This is a genomic window from Sediminicoccus sp. KRV36, from assembly GCF_023243115.1.
Lineage (GTDB): Bacteria > Pseudomonadota > Alphaproteobacteria > Acetobacterales > Acetobacteraceae > Roseococcus.
The window spans coordinates 3,421,089-3,435,451 of the sequence record NZ_CP085081.1 but is presented as its reverse complement, the minus strand read 5'-3'; the positions used below and the strand labels follow the sequence as shown (position 1 = coordinate 3,435,451).

The 14,363-nt window shown below is 70.6% G+C and carries 12 protein-coding genes; 7 read left to right on the top strand and 5 right to left on the bottom strand.

Features of this window, described 5'->3' with window-relative positions; all coding sequences use genetic code 11:
* Nucleotides 1–12: 12 nt before the first annotated feature.
* The 4 genes from LHU95_RS16210 to LHU95_RS16195 form a co-directional block, all read right to left on the bottom strand.
* Nucleotides 13–2,103: a hypothetical protein gene (locus LHU95_RS16210; RefSeq protein WP_248708001.1), complete on the bottom strand. Its 2,091-nt coding sequence runs from the start codon at nucleotides 2,101–2,103 to the stop codon at nucleotides 13–15.
* 217 nt (nucleotides 2,104–2,320) lie between these two features.
* Nucleotides 2,321–5,002 (bottom strand): DUF4159 domain-containing protein, encoded by a 2,682-nt coding sequence (locus LHU95_RS16205; protein ID WP_248708000.1) that lies wholly within the window; start codon nucleotides 5,000–5,002, stop codon nucleotides 2,321–2,323.
* 85 nt (nucleotides 5,003–5,087) lie between these two features.
* A complete protein-coding gene (locus tag LHU95_RS16200; protein ID WP_248707999.1) occupies nucleotides 5,088–5,954 on the bottom strand; it encodes a DUF58 domain-containing protein in 867 nt (288 codons plus the stop codon).
* Nucleotides 5,947–6,912 carry a MoxR family ATPase gene (locus tag LHU95_RS16195; RefSeq protein ID WP_248711573.1) on the bottom strand — a complete coding sequence of 322 codons (966 nt, stop codon included), beginning with the start codon at nucleotides 6,910–6,912 and terminating at the stop codon, nucleotides 5,947–5,949. The genes LHU95_RS16200 and LHU95_RS16195 overlap by 8 nt, the downstream gene beginning before the upstream one ends.
* A 154-nt stretch (nucleotides 6,913–7,066) precedes the next feature.
* Here LHU95_RS16195 and LHU95_RS16190 point away from each other — a divergent pair, with 154 nt between their 5' ends.
* From LHU95_RS16190 to LHU95_RS16170, 5 genes are read left to right on the top strand one after another with little or no spacing between them, the layout of a single operon-like run.
* Nucleotides 7,067–7,705, top strand: a complete 639-nt coding sequence (locus LHU95_RS16190) for a DUF1285 domain-containing protein (protein WP_248707998.1) — start codon at nucleotides 7,067–7,069, stop codon at nucleotides 7,703–7,705.
* Nucleotides 7,702–8,295 (top strand): CoA pyrophosphatase, encoded by a 594-nt coding sequence (locus tag LHU95_RS16185; RefSeq protein ID WP_248707997.1) that lies wholly within the window; start codon nucleotides 7,702–7,704, stop codon nucleotides 8,293–8,295. The genes LHU95_RS16190 and LHU95_RS16185 overlap by 4 nt, the downstream gene beginning before the upstream one ends.
* Nucleotides 8,295–8,549, top strand: coding sequence for a hypothetical protein (locus LHU95_RS16180; protein ID WP_248707996.1), 255 nt, complete (start codon nucleotides 8,295–8,297; stop codon nucleotides 8,547–8,549). Before LHU95_RS16185 ends, LHU95_RS16180 begins: the two co-directional genes overlap by 1 nt.
* Nucleotides 8,546–9,748, top strand: coding sequence for a CCA tRNA nucleotidyltransferase (locus LHU95_RS16175; protein ID WP_248707995.1), 1,203 nt, complete (start codon nucleotides 8,546–8,548; stop codon nucleotides 9,746–9,748). The genes LHU95_RS16180 and LHU95_RS16175 overlap by 4 nt, the downstream gene beginning before the upstream one ends.
* 14 nt (nucleotides 9,749–9,762) lie before the next feature.
* Nucleotides 9,763–11,511 carry an ABC transporter ATP-binding protein gene (locus LHU95_RS16170; protein WP_248707994.1) on the top strand — a complete coding sequence of 583 codons (1,749 nt, stop codon included), beginning with the start codon at nucleotides 9,763–9,765 and terminating at the stop codon, nucleotides 11,509–11,511.
* Here LHU95_RS16170 and LHU95_RS16165 read toward each other — a convergent pair.
* A complete protein-coding gene (locus tag LHU95_RS16165; protein WP_248707993.1) occupies nucleotides 11,508–12,314 on the bottom strand; it encodes a DUF169 domain-containing protein in 807 nt (268 codons plus the stop codon). The two genes, LHU95_RS16170 and LHU95_RS16165, sit on opposite strands and share 4 nt — an antisense overlap.
* A 155-nt stretch (nucleotides 12,315–12,469) precedes the next feature.
* Between LHU95_RS16165 and LHU95_RS16160 the strand changes: the two genes are divergently transcribed.
* A complete protein-coding gene (locus tag LHU95_RS16160; protein WP_248707992.1) occupies nucleotides 12,470–13,459 on the top strand; it encodes an isocitrate lyase/PEP mutase family protein in 990 nt (329 codons plus the stop codon).
* A 15-nt stretch (nucleotides 13,460–13,474) separates the two neighbouring features.
* Nucleotides 13,475–14,359, top strand: a complete 885-nt coding sequence (locus tag LHU95_RS16155; protein WP_248707991.1) for an N-formylglutamate amidohydrolase — start codon at nucleotides 13,475–13,477, stop codon at nucleotides 14,357–14,359.
* Nucleotides 14,360–14,363: the final 4 nt, after the last annotated feature.

Here is a 14,363-nt window from a genome sequence, read left to right as displayed (position 1 = left end):
TTGGCGCCCGCTTCAGCGCGCTTCCCGGCGCCAGGCAAGAATTGCGACGCCCAGCAGCAAGGGCAGCATCAGCCAGGGCGGCAGCAGCGGCAGGGCGGCGATGCCCGTCACGGTGTGATCCTCCCGCTTGCGCAGGCCAATCCAGCCTGAGCCCTGGGCATCCCGCCCGGCCGCAACCGGGCGGATATCCGGCACGCCCGCCCCTTCGCCGATCCAGCGCGCGGCACCTCCCGTCGCATTCACCAGCGGGAGCAAGCGCGAGGGTTCCGCGCGGAGGTCACTGAATTCGGGTGGGTTGGCCGGCATGCTGGCGGCGAAGGCCTGCCGGCGGCCATCACTGATCTGCCAAAGCCCCGGCGCCTCGGCCGGCGCTTCGCCCGTGGCCCGCCCGCCCGCGCCGGCGCTGAGCGGTGCGCGGCGGGTGGAGCCATCGGGCGCGGTGATGGTCACCTCGGGCGGGGCGCCCGCATCCAGGCTGCGGCGCGCGATGAAGAGGCGGCCCGCCTCGATCCGTGCCGTGAGGTCTTCTTCCTCCAATTCGGGTTCGCGCATCAGCCAATGCGCGGTGCGGCGGAGCAATTCCTGCTGTGGTCCGCCGCCATCATGCCCGCGCGACCAGAGCCAGATATGGTCGGACAGCATGAGGGCCACGCGCCCCTGGCCCACACGATCCAGCACCAGGAGCGGCGCCGAGCCGGCCCCCTCCATCAGCGTGGTGCCGGAGCGCGGTTCGGTGCGGATGGTGCGGTACCAGCGCCCCCAGGAGGGTTCCGCCGTCTCGGTATTGCCGCCGGGCATGCCCTCGGTGACCGGGTGGCGGGCGCCTGCCATGCTGATTCGCGGCCGATAGGCCTGCTCGATGATCGCCTGCTGCGGATTGAGCGGCCGGGCCGGGAGCACGGCGCCGAGCGGTGTTGCGGCGAGGCTGGTCGGCCCCACGAATTCCGGCCCGACCGAAACGAGCAAGGCGCCGCCCGCCCGCACATATTCCGCGATGTTGCGCATATAGGTGGGCGGCAAAATCCCGCGATTGGCGAAGCGGTCAAACACCACGAGATCAAATTCGCGCAGCTTCACCTGGAACAATTCGCGCACCGGAAAGGCGATCAGCGCCAGCTCGTTCAGCGGCGTCAGGTCATCCTTCTCGGGTGGGCGCAGGATGGTGAAATGCACCAGGTCCACGCCCGGATCAGCCTTCAGGAGGCGGCGCCAGGTGCGCTCCCCGGCATGCGGCTCGCCGCTGACCAGCAGCACGCGCAGCCGGTCCCGCACGCCGTTGAGCGTGACGACGACGCGGTTGTTCACATCCGAAACCTCGCCCGGCCGGGTTTCGGCAACCAGGTCAATCACCGAAGGCCCGGCGCGCTCGATCGGCAAGGTGATGCGGTGCTCGCGCCCGATGGGCACGGCCTCGGTGATGGGGGCGGCGCCATCGCGGCGCAGGGTCAGCTGCGCCATGCCCTCGGGCCGGGCCACGCCCAGATCCTCGATGATCAGGCGCAGTTCCACGCTGCGGCCGACAATGCCGAAGCCCGGCGCCTCGATCAGCCGGATGCGGCGATCCGTCTCGCCGGCGCGGCCGGGCATCAGCAGATGCAGGGGCACGCCCTCGCCCGGGGGCCACGTGCCGTCGGGCGGCACATCATGCACCTGGCCGTCCGACAGCAGCATGACGCCGGCGAGGCGTGCCGCGGGAATATCGGCCAGCGCACGCTCCAGCGCGGCGAAGGCGCGGGTTCCCTGGTTGCCGCCCTCGGGGATGTCCACCACGCGCAATTCCACATCCCGCATCCGGCCGAGCCTCGCCTCGATGTTGCGGCGTGCGGCCTCGATCGCGGCGGCGTGGGTGGAGGAGACGCGCGTGCTGTCACTGCGATCCACCAGCAGGAGGGCGATGTCGGGCCGGGTTTCACGCGTCTGCTCGACAAGGCGCGGCTGGGCCAGGGCGCCCAGGATCAGCGCGAAGGCGGCGGCGCGCCACCAGACGCCGCGTGCCCGCCGGAGTGCCGCGGGCAGCAGGGCCAGTGCGCAAACCGCCGCGAGCGCGCCCAGCAGCCAGAGCGGCAGGATCGGCGCGAAATCAAAGGCGAGGGATGTATTCAACGGGCAGCCCTCACGGTGAGTGATGCCCGCAGGGGATCATGCCCCTCGCCCCAGGTGCCGCTCCGCTGCAAGACATGCGGCTTCGCGGCAAGCCCCGCACAGACCGCCCGGAACAACGCGCAAATCCGGGACCCCCAGACAGACGCCGCAGGCGGGTTCGCGGGGAGCGCGACCCGTGGCCCCCGCAAAAGCGCGCAGCGATTTTCTGGGGAATGAATCAATTGCCCAGCCTTTCCAGGATGGCCGGCACATGCACCTGGTCGCCCTTGTAGTTGCCGGTCAGCGCGTACATCACGAGATTGGCGCCGAACCGGTAGGCGAGGATGCGCTGGCGCGCACCGCCCGGCACCGCCGCGTGCAGATTCTGCCCGCGCGCATCCACGGCCCAGGCACCGGCCCAGTCATGCCCGCCGATCACCACGGGAGAGACGCTGTCATTGGCGCGATCCTGCTCGCGGCTGACCCAGACCGTGCCGCCGGCGAAGCGGCCGGGCAATTCGGCCAGCAGATAGAAGGCGCGGCGCAGCACGTGCTCCTCCGGCACCGGCATCAGGGGCGGGATGGCCAGCCCCTGGGTGACGCGCCGCAGGGCCGCGCGCGCACCCGGCGCAAACCCCTCGCCCGAGCCCTCATCGCGCGTGTCGAACAGGATGATCCCGCCATTGCGCATGAAGGTATTGAGGGCTGTGACGGCGGCGGGGTCGAGCACCGGCGCATCGGGCCGCACGGTGAAATAGAGCAGGGGATAGAGGCTCAGATCATCCCGCCCGGGCGTGACCGCCGCGGGCTCGGCCAGCGTGGCGGCCGTGCGGCGATTGACGAAATCCGAGAGGCCCGCGAGGCCCTGGCGCATGGTTTCATCGAGGCTGGAATCGCCGGTGACGACATAGGCGAGGCGCGTGACCAGCGCGGATTGCCCCGCATTCTCCTGCGCCATGGCAGGTGCGGCGAGGAGCATCAGCGCGAGGCCCGCGATCCGCGCCGGCGTCAGCAAACCGCGCAGCCGGAGCGAGGCGAGAAGATCCGCGGCCAGGATCAGCAAGGCCAGCGCCATCAGCCAGGGGCCCAGGTCCCGCTCGGCGGGGATGCTGGCGATGCTGCGCTGCGCGGTGCCGGCCGGTGGCTGCGCATGCAGCGTGGGGGCGGGCAGGCTTTCGCCCAGGTTGATGGCGCGGCGGAAGCCCTCGCCGCCCACCGTGCCATACCAACCGGGCGGATGGCGGGCCGAAATCACCACCTCGCCCGCCGCGGGCAGGGCCTGGGCGCCGGGCGGCGGCGGCACGGCGCGGCCGAAGCCATCCAGCGCTTCCAGCGGCGCCAGCATGGCCTCGCCCTCCTGGCCCGAGACACCGGCTGAAAGCGCCACCAGCCGGCGCAGCATCTGCACGAAAAGCCCAGAGAGCGGCAGGTCGGACCATTCCGCGGTCGCGGTCACGTGGAACAGGATGATGCGCCCGGCACCCCGCGTTTCCGCCGTGACCAGCGGCGTGCCATCGGTCAGCCTGGCCCAGACGCGCTCCGCGAGGCGCGGCGAGGGTTCGGCCAGCACCTGGCGCTCCACGCTGATTTCGGCCGGCACGGTCAGGCCAGCGAAGGGGGAGCCCTCGGCGAAGGGGGCCAGGCGCTGCGGTTGCTCCCAGGAGAGGGAGCCGCCCAATTGCCGCTCGGCGCGCAGTTGCACGGGCAGCAACGGGTCCGGCCGCTCGGCCAGCCTGGCGCCGGCGAAGCGGATCAGCGTGCCCCCCTGCTGCACGAAGCGCGTGAGAGCAGCGAGTTCCGGCCCCTCCGCCACCGGGCGATCGGCCAGGATCAGCACCGAGATCGGGCGCGCCAGCAGCCGGTCCACATCGCCGCGCCGCAACTCCGCGAAGGGGTTGAGGGCGCGCTCCAGATAGAACAGATCCCCGATCAGGGGGGCATCGGCGGCGTCTTCGGCGCCGGGCAGCAGGCCCACGGGGCGGCGGCGGAAACGCTCATCCAGCAGCACGACGGCGCCGGCGCCATTCTCCTCCGCGAGGTCGAGGCGGTGCACGCGGTTGCGAATCTCGGTGGGCAATTCCAGCACCGCTTGCGCTTCGGTGGCGCCGGAGCCGAGCGCGAAGCTGGCGCGGGCCAGGGCGCGGCCATCCTGGGCGCGGGCGATGAGGCTGGCCTCGCCGGGTATCAGCACCGGCGATTGCCGGAGCGTGACCAGCAGGCGGTCCCCCTCGGCGCGGGGCGGGCTGAGCAGACGCACCGGGCGCTCCTCCGCGCGGGCCAGGGTAAGGCCGGGGCCAAGCCGCGCCATCAGCGCCTCGGCCGCCGCGCCATCCTGGTGGGCCAGCGCGTCCGAGAGATAGATCGCGGTGAAGCGGCCGGCCTCCGTGCGGTTCCAGGCTTCGAGTGCCGCAAGGGCAGCGGCGCGGTCCGGCGGCCAGGGGCGGGGGCGCAGGGCAGCGAGCCGCGGCGCCAGGTCGCCCGCGGGCATGGGGCCGATGATGCGGGGCGGGGTGGCGCCCTCGCCGGGCGCGGTGCCGAGCAGGGCGACGGGCCGGCCTTCCCGCCCGGCGCGGTCCAGTTCGGACTGGGCGATGGCCATGCGCAGCGGCCAGTCCGGCCCGGAAGCCCAGCCATCATCCATGACCAGGAGCAGCGTGCCGGCATTCGTGCCCTCGCCGCCGGGGCCCAGGACCGGCCGGGCCAGGCCCAGGATCAGCAGGGCGGCGGCGGCGATGCGCATCAGCAGCACCCACCAGGGTGTGCGGGCCGGCGTTTCCTCGGCCAGCGGCAGGTCGCGCAGCAGCATGGCGGCCGGAAAATCCATCCGGCGGGGCTGCGGCGGGGTGACGCGCAGCAGCCACCACAGCAGGGGGAGTGCCGGCAGGACCAAGAGCAGCCAGGGGGCGGCGAAGGAGATCATGCGCACGCAGCCGGATAAGCCGCAGGGGACAGCTTGCCTGCCGGGGGGCGAGAGGGACTAAGCCCCAGGCGGGTCGCGCGCCCCTTCATGACGGCGCCAGGGCCTGCCAAAGCGCCAGAAGTGCGGCATGCGGCGGCTGGTCGGTCCGGTGCGTGGCAAACCCCCAGCCCGCCGCCCGCGCCATGGTGGAGATGCCGTCCCGATGCGCGGATAGCCGCTCGGCATAGAGTGCCCGGATGGTTTCCACGCGGGGAACGAGCAAGGGTGCCTCGCCTTCCAGCCCGTCGAAGCGGATACGGCCGGAGTAGGGGAGGGTTTCCTCCGCCGGGTCCATCACCTGGAGCATCTGGCCGCGGACCGGCCGGGCGGCGAAGCTGGCCAGGGCGGATTGAATCTCCGGCATCGGCTGCAGGAAATCGCCGAACATGACCAGGCGCGCATGGCGCGGCATGGAAAGATCAAGCTCCGGGGAGCCTTCGGGCACCGGGCGCATCAGGGCGGCGGCCAGGGCGGGCAGGGCGGCGCGCCCCATGAAGGCGCGGCGATCGCCGGGGATCAGCCGCACCCGCTCGCCACCGCGCAACAGCAGCGAGGCGAGTGCGAGGAGCAGCAGATCGGCACGGCGGGATTTCGGTTCGAGATTGGGCCTGGAGCGCCATTGCATCGAGGGCGAGGGGTCCCGCCACAACAGCACGGTCTGCGCCGCCTCCCACTCGGTTTCGCGCACGAAAAGCCGGTCGGCCTTGGCACTTTGCCGCCAATCCACGCTGGAGGCCGCATCGCCCGCCGTGTAGGGGCGGAATTGCCAGAAGGCATCGCCATGGCCGGAGCGCCGCCTGCCATGCACGCCCTGCATCACGGTGGCGGCGATGCGCTCGGCGGCCACGATGAGTGGCGGCAGGCGTGATGCCGCGCTTTCAGCGATGGCGGGACTGAGTTGCGCCTCAGCCAAGGCTGGCCTTCAGCTCGGCGATCACGTCGCTGAGCTTCACGCCATCGGCCCGGGCGGCGAAGGAGAGCGCCATGCGGTGCCGCAGCACCGGCTCGGCCAGGGCCAGCACGTCATCCAGGCTGGGCGAGAGGCGGCCATCCAGCACGGCGCGGGCGCGCGTGGCCAGCATCAGCGCCTGGGCGGCGCGGGGGCCGGGGCCCCAGGCCAGGTTGTTGCGCACGCTGGGCAGGCCATCCTCGCTCGGCCGGGCGCCGCGCACGAGCTTCATGATGGCATCCACCACCTGCTCACCCACCGGAATGCGGCGGATCAGCTGCTGCGCCGCGATGAGCTCGCGCGCCGTCATGGCGGGCGTGGCCTGGGCCTCGCTGGCGCCGGTGGTGGCCAGCAGCATGGCGCGCTCGGCCTCCGCACTCGGGTAATCCACCTCGATTTCCAGCAGGAAGCGGTCGAGCTGCGCCTCGGGCAGGGGGTAGGTGCCCTCCTGCTCGATGGGGTTTTGCGTGGCCAGGACGTGAAACGGCTCGGGCAGGGGCATGATTTCGCCGCCGATGGCCACCTTATGCTCCTGCATGGCCTGGAGCAGGGCGGATTGGGTGCGGGGCGAGGCGCGGTTGATCTCGTCGGCCATCAGCAATTGGCAGAAGACCGGCCCCTGCAGGAAGCGGAAGGCGCGTTTGCCGTCGGCCCCTTCCTCCAGAACCTCGCTGCCCAGGATATCGGCCGGCATCAGGTCCGGGGTGAATTGCACGCGGCGCTCATCGAGGCCCATGACGGTGCCCAGCGTCTGCACCAGCTTGGTCTTGCCCAGCCCCGGCACGCCCACCAGCAGCACATGCCCGCCCGAGAGCAGGGTGATGAGCACCTGGTCCACCACCTCCTCCTGGCCGAAAATCACGCGGCCTATGGATGCCCGGGCCTTTTGCAACCGCGCGCCGAGGGCTTCGATGTCCATCATCAACGAATTGCTGTCTGCCACTTCACCCATGTGGTTCCGGTTCCCATATTGACGAGGTGCGGGTGGCGATGCTGCGCTGGGTGTCATCGCCAAACCACACGGTGGATTGCCAGGGAAGAGTATGCTGCCCCAACGCCGGATCAAAGCATCGAATGTGACCCCCGCCCCCCCCTGGGTCCGTGCGGGTGATGATTCCATGGGCAATGCGCCGGCCCCTGCCGCCCAATGCGGCCCCCCGCCTGCCTCCGGCTGCGCCAAGCCGCGCGCCAGGCATGAATGCGGCGACCTCGACATGCGCATCGCCCGCGACGGCACCTGGTACTACAAGGGCAGCCCGATCGGCCGGAAGGAACTGGTCTGCCTGTTTGCCAGCGTTCTCAAGCGCGAGGCGGATGGCAGCTACATGCTGGAAACCCCGGTTGAGCGCGGCCGGATCGAGGTGGAGGACGCGCCCTTCATCGCGGTCGAGATGGTCTGGCGGGACTGTGATTGCGGTGGTGGCGGCGCGATCCGCCAGTGTCTCAGTTTTCGCACCAACTGCGACGAGGTGGTGCCCGCCAATGCCGAGCACCCGATTCGCGTCCAGCTCGACCCCCGCACCCGCGAGCCCCGCCCCTACATCATGATCCGCCCCGGGCTGGAGGCGAAGATCAACCGCGCGGTGTTCTACGAAATGGTCGCCCTCGCCGTGACCGAGACGGTGGATGGCCGGGACCTCATGGGCGTCTGGAGCGAGGGCGTCTTCTTCCCGATTGACGAGGCGGTGGCAGACCCCCTCCTGGCGGCGGAGTGACGGCCGCCGAACTGCGCGCGCGGCTCAGCCATCCCGGTTTTCTCGCTTCCCTGCCGCCCACCAGCAGCGATGACGGGGTGGCCCCGCATCAGGGCGCCATCAAGCCGGCCGCCGTCCTCGTGCCGCTGATCCTCTACAGCGAGGCGCCAGCGGTCCTGCTGACGCGCCGTGCCGCGCATCTCAACAACCATGCGGGCCAGGTGAGCTTCCCCGGCGGCCGCATCGAGCCTGGCGAGACGCCCGAGCAAGCCGCGCTGCGCGAAAGCGAGGAGGAGATCGGGCTGGACCCGCGGCTGGCGCGCCTCGCGGGCCGCATGCCAAGCCACCGCACCGGCACGGGCTATGAGATCACGCCCATCCTGGGGATGATCGAGCCCGGCTTCACCCTGACGCCCGACCCCGCCGAAGTGGCGCTGGCCTTCGAATTTCCGCTGGCCATCCTGCTCGACCCGGATGCACCGCGCCGTGAACGCAAGGAGTGGAAGGGCCGGATGCGCGAGTATTGGGTCTGGCCGCATGGCGAGCACTTCATCTGGGGCGCCACCGCCACCATCCTGGTCAATCTCGCCCGTGGCCTGCGGGAGGCTTGATGGCCGCTCTGCTGGAATTCTCGCTTTTCGCGCTGCCTTTCCTCGCCTACCTGCTCTGGTGGCGGCTGGCCGGGCGCAAGCCGGGGCATGAGCCTTCGCAGCGCATCGTCATGCTGGCCGCCATCGGCGTCGCCTGCGCCCTGGCGGGGGCGGTGTATTACGGCCTCTCCCGCAGCTTTGAGCGCGGTGAGAAATACGTCCCGGCCCGGATCGAGGGCGGGGCGATCACGCGCGGGGAAGGCGTTTCGCGGTGAGCCTGCCCGGCTATCTGCTGGCCCCGGGGCCGCAGCGCGTCTTTGCGGCCCTGCCGGATTCGCGCGCCGTGGGCGGCTGCGTGCGCGATCATCTGGCGGGGCTGCCCGTGCATGACCTGGACATGGCCGCGCCCTTCGCGCCCGAAGTCATCGCCGAGCGCCTGGCGGCGGCCGGATTCCGCGTCTTCGAAACCGGCCTGAAGCACGGGACGGTGACCGCCCTGCTGGAGGGCCAACCGATCGAGGTCACCTCCCTGCGCCGCGACATCACGACGGATGGCCGCCACGCCGAGGTGGAATGGACCACCGACTGGCAGGAAGACTCGGCCAGGCGGGATTTCACCATCAACGCCATGTCCATGGGGGCGGATGGCGCGCTGCATGACCCCTTTGGCGGCCAGGCGGACCTGGCGGCGCGGCGCGTTCGCTTCGTTGGCGATGCCGATCAACGCCTGCGCGAGGATTACCTGCGCGCGCTGCGCTTCTTCCGCTTCCAGGCGCGCTATGGCGGCGATGCGCCGGATGCCGAGGCGGTGCGCGCCGTCCACGCGGCCGTGCCCGGCCTGGCCCGGCTCTCCGCCGAACGGGTCTGGAGCGAAATCAAGCGGCTGATGGCCGCCCCCGACCCGCGCGCCGCGCTGCGCCTGATGGCGGCAACCGGCGTGCTCGGTGCGGTCCTGCCCGAGGCGGGGGAGGCCGCGCGGCTGGACCTCGCCCTGGCCCGGGGTGTCGGGGATGTGCTGTTGCGCATCGCCATCCTGTTGCCGGTGGGCACGGACATTGCCGCGCTGGCCAGCCGCCTGCGCCTCTCGGGCGAGGAGGCTGGCCGGCTGCGCGCCCTGCACGCCATCGCCGATGCCCCAGCACCCGGCGAGCGCGATGCCGATGCGCTGCGCCGCTTCGCCGCCCTGGCGCGCTTGCGCAGCGAAGCCGCGCAACCGGCTGAAATCCTGCTGGTCGCCGCCGCCAACCGCCCAGGAGGCCAGGATACGCGGCTGCTGGACATCATGCCGCCCGGGCTGGGCCCGGCCTTTCCGTTGCAGGGGCGGGATGTCCTGGCCCTCGGCCTGCCGCATGGCCCGCGCATCGGCGCGTTGCTCGGCGCCGCGCGGGATTGGTGGCTGGCGGGTGGCGCGCGGGCCGACCACGCCGCCTGCCTCGAAAAACTGCGCGAACTGGCCGAAGCGGAGACTTCCTGATAGCGGGGGCACAGATGACAAAGCCCGACCCCTCGATCCACCTGATCCGCCGTTTCTGGCGCCAGCACCTGTTCCATCAGCGCAAGCGCTTTGCGCTCGCCGTGCTGTTCACCCTGGGCCTGGCCGGCATCACCGCGCTCTACCCCATCATCATCCAGCAGAGCTTCGACATGTTCGGGCGCGGCGACATGAGCGTGATGTGGCTGCTGCCGCCCCTGATCATCGGCGTCACGGCGGCGCGTGGCGGCTTCATGTATCTGCAGCAGATCACCATGCAGGGTGCCGTGCTGCGCAGCATCGAGCATCTGCAGAACGGGCTGTTCACCGCGCTCACCCGCGCCGATTACGCGACTGTGAGCGCCGAGGCGCCAGCCCGCCACGCCAGCCGCTTCACCACCGACGCCACGCAGATTCGCGAGGCGCTGACGCGCAGCGTGAACGGCATGGGTGATGTGCTGACCATCATCGGCCTCGTTGCCTCCATGCTCTGGCTCGACTGGCAATTGGCGCTGATGGCAGCGCTGCTCTACCCCATCGCGGCCTGGCCGATCATCACCATCGGCAAGCGCATCCGGCGTGCATCTTCGGGCATGCAGGATCGGATGGGCGAGACCAATGCCCTGCTGAACGAAAGCTTCGCCGCCGCGCGGGTGGTGCGCAGCTACCGGCTGGAAGCGCAGGAGGAGCAGCGCGCCGCCGCCGCCTTCGCCGATCTGCGCCGGAGCCTGTTTCGCATCACCAGCGCGCGCGCGCGGGTGGACCCCATCCTGGAAGTGCTGGGCGGGCTGACCGTGGCGCTGGTGCTGGGCTTTGTCGGCTGGCGGGTGTCCAGCGGCATGGGGACGATTGGTGAATTCACGGGCTTTGTCGCGGCCGTGCTGATCGCGGCCCGGCCGGTCCGTTCCCTGGGTTCGCTGAATGCGGCCTTGCAGGAGGGGCTGGCCGGCCTCAGCCGCGTCTTTGGCATCATGGACACGCAGCGCCTGATCACCGATGCGCCCGATGCCGCAAGCCTGCCCGCCGGGCGTGGCGAGGTGGTGTTCGAGCGCGTGGCCTTCCGCTACGCCGGCAGCGCCGCCAGCGCCATTGCGGAGCTCAGCTTCACGGCCAAGCCCGGGGAGACGGTCGCCCTCGTCGGGCCCTCGGGTGCCGGCAAATCCACCGCCATCACCCTGCTGCCGCGCCTGTTCGACGCGACCGCGGGGCGCATCACGCTGGATGGCGCTGATCTGCGCGCGGTGCGCATCGCCTCGCTGCGGGACGCGATTGCCTATGTCGGGCAGGAGGCGGTGCTGTTCGATGACACGGCCTTCGCCAATATCGCCTGCGGCCGCCCCGATGCGACGCGCGAGGAGGTGGAGGCCGCTTCCCGCGCTGCCCAGGCGCATGGCTTCATCGCGAGCCTGCCTGAGGGATATGACACGCCGCTCGGCCCTTCCGGCGGCCGTCTTTCGGGCGGGCAGCGCCAGCGCGTGAGCCTGGCGCGCGCGCTGCTGCGCAATCCGCGCGTGCTGCTGCTGGATGAAGCCACCAGCGCGCTGGATGCCGAGAATGAGGCGGCCGTGCAGGCCGCGCTGGAAACACTGCGGGCCGGCCGCACCACGCTGGTCATCGCGCATCGCCTGGCCACCGTGCAGAAAGCGGACCGCATCGTCGTGATGGAGGAGGGGCGCGCCATCGAGCAGGGCACGCATGCCGAGCTCATGGCGCTGGACGGGCTTTACGCCCGGTTGGTGCGGACGCAGGCCTTCACGGCGGCCTAGCTTTTTCCCGCGTAGCTCTTGCCCATCCCCTCGGCCGGGTCCGCCTGCGGCCCATAGGGCATGATCGGATAGCGCAGCCCGGCCTTGGACAGGCCGCGCAGTCCCGTGACGGCGCGTTGCAGATCAGCCGGTGGGCAGGCCATCAGCATCTCGTCATCGGCCACACCGCCATAGCGGCGCTCGGCATAGCAGGGGAGGGAGAGGCAGACGGTGCGGTCCCGCAGGGCGCGGCCCCAGCTATCGGCGCAGGCGCTCTCACCCGTGATGGAGAAGTCGTAGCGCTGATAATTGCGCCATTGCAGCCCGTTGATGAACAGGATCATCTGCGCCGGATTGGCGTAGAACAGGCAGATATCCGGCGGGTCCAGCCGCGCCGAGCGCAGCGGCGAGACGACCAGGCCATGATATTCCGGCGCCACGCGCGGCATCTGCGCCTGGTGGGCCGCGGAAGCTTCGAGGTTCTCGAACCAGACCCCCTCCATCTTGCGGCCGGAGAGATAGAGCTCGGATGGGGCGTTCAGGCCGATGACACCGCCGCAATTGCTGAATTCCGGCACATTGTCATGCGTGATGCCGAGCGTGAAACCAGCAAGACGCGCCTGCGTCACCAATTGGCAGGTCGAGAAGCGCTTGCCGGGCGTCGGGCGGCGCAGGCCCTGGACTTGCTCCATGCTCTCGGCATCGCGGAACAGCTTCATGCCGATGGGCAGCGTGCGCAGGCGCAAGAGGTCCGAGAGGGCATTGGCGAGTTCAGCGAGGGCGGCGGCATTGGCTGGCCCGGCCTCGGGCAATGCATCTGGCATGGCGTTTCTCTCCTGTTATTGTTGCCGGATCGTGATTTCGGTCCAGCCCCTTGCCGGGAGGCGGATTCACCGCTTCGGTGATGCCGGCCCCACGGATCATGTTTCAGGTTCGCACGGGGCGATGCCCGGCGAAAGTCTCGCTGCAGGAGAATGCCATGCGTCTGGGTCAGGCCGAAACAGGACGTCCGGGAGAGCGCCTCAGGGCGCTTTTGGCCGCGCACAAGCCGCTGGTGGTGCCCGGCTGCTACAACGCGCTTTCGGCCCTGATCCTGGAGGAGGCGGGGTTCGAGGCGGTCTACATGTCAGGCTATGGCACCTCGCTCAGCCTGCTTGGCCTGCCGGATGCGGGGCTGGCGACGCTGACGGAAATGGCGCTGAATGCGAGGCTGATCGCTTCGGCGGTGCGCGTGCCGGTGATTGCCGATGGGGATACCGGCCATGGCAACGCGATCAACGTGGTCCGCTGCGTCGAGGAATTCATTCGCGCCGGTGTGGCCGGCATTCACCTGGAGGATCAGGTGGCGCCGAAGCGCTGCGGCCATGTGGCCGGGCGCGAGGTGATCGGCCGGGCCGAGGCCGTGGCGAAAATCCGCGCGGCGAGCGACACGCGAAAGGCACTGGACCCGAGCTTCCTGATCATCGCCCGCACCGATAGCCGCGGCGCCCATGGCGGATCGCTGGAAGAGGCAATCTGGCGGGCCAATGCCTTCCTCGATGCCGGCGCGGACCAGGCCTTCGTGGAGGGCCCGGCCAGCGAGGCGGAGGTGGAGCGCATCACGCGCGAGGTGAAGGGGCCGGTCTTCTACAACATGACCGGCATTTCGCCCCGCATGACGGCCGAGCGCATGGGGGAACTGGGCATCGCGACCTGTATCCTGCCCGGCGCGCTGCTGCGGCATTCCATCATGGCGATGGGGGACCTCGCCGCCGAGTTGCGGCGTGAAGGGCCGATGGCGGAAGCCCGGATGACCGAGCGGCTGTCCAATCACCGGCTTGGCAACCTGCACAAGTTTTCCGGCTTCGATCAGATCCGCCAATTGGAGGAAGCCTATCTTCCGCCCGAGGCGCAGGAGAAATATGAGGGAGGCCTCGGCCATCGGCCGGAGGTTCAGCCTGGCATGGCGCCGGACGCGAAGCGTGGATGAGGGGAGGGGCAGTGCGTGGCGCATGATCTGATCTGCCCACCCGAATCGCATTCGCGCGCCTTCGACCTGACCCGCCCGGCGCGCCACCTGGCGCCGCTGATCTTCGTCTCGGCCCATTCAGGGCGTGACTATTCCGAGGATTTCCTGGCTGCCGCCCGGCTGGACGCGACCGCGCTGCGCAAGAGCGAGGACGCCTTCGTGGACGAGCTTTTCGCCGCCACCCCGGCACTCGGCGCGCCACTCCTGGCCGCCCGCTTCCCGCGCGCCTGGTGCGACGCCAATCGCGAGCCTTGGGAGCTGGATCCCTCGATGTTCGACGAGCCATTGCCCGACTGGGTCAATAGCGCGAGCCCGCGCGTGGGGGCGGGCCTCGGCACCATCGCGCGGGTGGTGGCCAGCGGGGAGGCGATCTACCGCCGGCGCCTCTCCTTCCAGGAAGCGGAGCTGCGCGTGCGCCTCTCCTGGGAGCCGTTTCACGCGGCCCTCGCGGCCTTGGTGGCCGAAACGCGGGAGCGCTTCGGCACCTGCCTGCTGGTGGATTGCCATTCCATGCCCACCGCTGCCAGCCCGCCGGGCGAGCCGCCGGATTTCGTGCTGGGCGACGCGCATGGCTCGGCCTGCGCCCCCCGGGCGACGCGGGCGGTGGAGGCACTGCTCCAGGCCAGCGGCCGCAAGGTCCAGCGCAATGATCCCTATGCCGGCGGCTACATCACCCGCCATTACGGCCGCCCGCGCGAGAATATCCACGCGATCCAGATCGAGATCGCGCGTGGGCTCTACATGGATGAGCGGACCATCCAGCGCGCGCCGGCCTTCGCGGCCTTCCAGGAGGAGATGGCGGGGCTGGTCGAAAGCCTGCTCGGCCTTGGCTGGGATTCGCTGCTGCGGGGCGGCAAGTAATCCG

Excerpts from the sequence above, each read along its gene's own strand:
- LHU95_RS16165 (WP_248707993.1), bottom strand. The coding sequence starts at position 12,314 with ATGCCAGATGCATTGCCCGAGGCCGGGCCAGCCAATGCCGCCGCCCTC.
- LHU95_RS16170 (WP_248707994.1), top strand. The coding sequence starts at position 9,763 with ATGACAAAGCCCGACCCCTCGATCCACCTGATCCGCCGTTTCTGGCGC.
- LHU95_RS16160 (WP_248707992.1), top strand. The coding sequence starts at position 12,470 with ATGCGTCTGGGTCAGGCCGAAACAGGACGTCCGGGAGAGCGCCTCAGG.
- LHU95_RS16205 (WP_248708000.1), bottom strand. The coding sequence starts at position 5,002 with ATGATCTCCTTCGCCGCCCCCTGGCTGCTCTTGGTCCTGCCGGCACTC.
- LHU95_RS16195 (WP_248711573.1), bottom strand. The coding sequence starts at position 6,912 with ATGATGGACATCGAAGCCCTCGGCGCGCGGTTGCAAAAGGCCCGGGCA.
- LHU95_RS16180 (WP_248707996.1), top strand. The coding sequence starts at position 8,295 with ATGGCCGCTCTGCTGGAATTCTCGCTTTTCGCGCTGCCTTTCCTCGCC.